Below are 2,469 nucleotides of genomic sequence, written 5' to 3'. Positions count from 1 at the left end.
GCACGCCGCCAGCGTTCGTCCTGAGCCAGGATCAAACTCTCCGTTAAAGTTAAGTTTGAACTGCTCATATCTTTTGACGAGGTATTGCTACCTCATTCACAAACGTTGCTCGTTGTTCAGTTTTCAAAGAACAATCTTCATTCCAGCGTTTCGGCTTATCGCCTCTTTCGCTTTCGTTCACCGCATCTCTCAGCGGCGACTTTTATATCTTATCATCATATCAACCTGAAGTCAACAACTTTTTTTAATTTGTTTTCTTCAATTGATCAACTGCCTCTTAACGAAGCAGGAATTAGAATATACCATACTTCTTAGGAGGAATGCAAGTCTTTTTACAACATTTTTTTCATTACTTAAAATAGATTCTTTACACATAATACTGTTTTGATATAAAGGCCAAGGATAACATCTTGCATGATTCCTTCCTACTGGTGGATTTCAATACTATTTGGATATCAATATTCCACAATAAAGTCTCTGGCCAAGCTTCATTCTTTATCTCAAAACCATTTAGCCTCTTGTACAGTGTCTCAATGGATGATTTAAACAAGCTGTCTTTCTTCTACCTGGCCGGCTTTTGTTCTAGCTGTTCGATAAACACGAAGCCATTCTGCTAGGAAACATATAAAATTCGCAAACTATTACTTGACCAACTAATGCTTTCAGATTCCAGTCACTCAATATGTCAGCTTGGATGAACTTTCATACTTTTTGAATATGAAGGTTTTGGCCTTACTTAGAAGCGAGCAATTACCTACAAACTTACTTACATTGAAAATAGGTATCTCTCGTCAATCCCCCCCGGATTGATGTAAATCCCCTATCTCAGATTCGAATGACCGATCAAGTCCTCTATGGATTTATTACCTCATCAAAATTCTCAATTATTGATGTATCTATTTATGATAACGTCAGCACCCCTATTATCAGCGGAGAATATGTCCATAGCCAAACTTTCCAGCTTGATATACCGCCCCCTTTAGATTTCGTTAAGAATTCATTCCATCCGACCAGCCAAAGTATCAGCACTTTGTACCACGTTCAAATCTATGCTGAGTTATGGTCACATACTCGGGAACCGGTTCGGCATTTTTTAAGAACTAGGTGAAAATAAAATTGGCACAATGATGAATGCTGGTACTCGTGGTTCGGGCAGGAGCAAATTTATAGTACTTTCTAATTTCGAAACTTAAGTACACGGTAATTATAAGAGAGAATGGATATATATTATGATTTCGGCGATGCTCCCGATTCTGTGTTCCGGCTATTGGGATAAATGTAAGGATACTCAATTAAACTTCCCATTTGTTTACGTTAATTGAAGTTCACCATCACCATGATGTTCATACCAAAAAGCATAGCAATAATCTAATTTAAATAGATTGATCCATAATATACGAAGTAAGGAGTTACTTCACTCCGGGCGACGATAATTCCGAATATCACGCGGACAAAAATATCTTCGGTTTAATTATGGGCATCTAAATTTTTGAAATCTCTAAAACAATATACACGGAAAAGAAATGGAGACGACCTACAGGGTGATTGGAAAACACGCAGAATTGAATTGTTTATCAAAACAATCCAGAAGGGACAACTAGGATGAAAGCTATAAACAGATCTGTGAGCGTGATGAACATCTTGTTGGTCACGTTGAGTCGAATCTGCAGGCTATATTCATTTTTCTTCCCAATATTACTTAAGAAAAAGGTATACAAAACATACCCTCAGCCCAATAGAGGCATATTTCCGACATAAAAATTTGAAATTTCCATTATTTTAATGAAAGTGGGATTTCCTTCAATATATTGGCACACTCTCATTGTTAAATAGAAGTCTTGGTTTTAAATATAGTAATGTTTATTTTTTACAGCAAATCCGTGTTAAGAGAAGCAACTCTCCAGCGATACTGATGGAGGTTTTATAGTTCACTGGCTCATAACGATACTCACGATTACTAGAGACAAAATCATATAAGCTTACTTTGAGAGTAATAAAATAATTTTATTATTCCTCAATTCAAAAATATCGATAAAATATATAAGCTGAAATTATGAAAATAGCCTGTAAGGAAAATCCCAAAGCTTTCTTATTCAGTTCATTTTGTAGTCTGTAAAGGGACTATAAAAAAATAAAAAAACCACCATCGAGTAATCTCAACAGTGGTTTTTGTGTGCTTGGCGACGTCCTACTCTCCCGGGACCCTGCGGTCCAAGTACCATCGGCGCTGGAGGGCTTAACGGTCGTGTTCGGGATGGGTACGCGTGGAACCCCTCCGCCATCGTCACCAAACAGCATTGGCTTAGTGCCAATATAAAGTTCAAGGTCATACCTTGAAAACTGAATGCGAAAGTTCGTGTTGAATCAAATAGGATAAGCCCTCGACCGATTAGTATTGGTCAGCTCCACACATTGCTGTGCTTCCACCTCCAACCTATCTACCTCGTCGTCTTCAAGGGGTCTTACTAA

At 37.8% G+C, this 2,469-nt stretch carries 2 rRNA genes; both read right to left on the bottom strand.

The features are described from left to right. Window positions 1-2,175 precede the first annotated feature (2,175 nt). Window positions 2,176-2,292 (bottom strand): 5S ribosomal RNA (gene rrf / locus ACQ5BJ_RS26250). A 77-nt stretch (window positions 2,293-2,369) separates the two neighbouring features. Continuing rightward, a 23S ribosomal RNA gene (locus ACQ5BJ_RS26245) occupies window positions 2,370-2,469 on the bottom strand; the annotation flags it as partial.

It is taken from the genome of Paenibacillus sp. B1-35, assembly GCF_050474385.1.
In the GTDB taxonomy this organism is placed as follows: domain Bacteria; phylum Bacillota; class Bacilli; order Paenibacillales; family Paenibacillaceae; genus Paenibacillus_B; species Paenibacillus_B alvei.
This window is presented reverse-complemented; position numbering and strand designations above follow the sequence as displayed.